The following is a 387-nucleotide window of genomic DNA, read 5'->3' as shown; positions in this document are numbered from 1 at the left end:
GCGGCACGTGCGCGAGTCCGTCCGCTTCGCCGACGCCATCCGCACGCTCTCGGGCGAGGGTGTGGGTACGTTCGTCGAGGTCGGTCCCGGCGGCACGCTGGCCGCGCTGGGCCAGGAGACGGCCCCCGAGGCGGTCTTCGTGCCGGTGCTGCGCGCAGACCGGCCGGAGGCGGTGGCCGCCACCATGGCCGCCGGGCGCCTGCACGTACGCGGCGTGCGGGTGGACTGGGAGGCGTTCTTCGCCGGCAGCGGCGCCCGACGGGTCGACCTGCCGACCTACGCCTTCCAGCACGCCCGTTACTGGCTGGACGCGTTGCCCGTGATCGGCGATGTGACGGCGGCCGGACTGGGTGCGCCCGATCATCCGCTGCTGGGCGCGGCCGTCGC

1 pseudogene is annotated in these 387 nt (G+C 75.7%); it reads left to right on the top strand.

What is annotated here, in order from left to right:
* A pseudogene (locus KYY02_RS33785) lies at positions 1 to 387 on the top strand (hypothetical protein); the annotation flags it as partial.

The organism is Streptomyces pimonensis (assembly GCF_041380215.1).
Classification (GTDB): Bacteria; Actinomycetota; Actinomycetes; order Streptomycetales; family Streptomycetaceae; genus Streptomyces; species Streptomyces pimonensis.
This window is presented reverse-complemented; position numbering and strand designations above follow the sequence as displayed.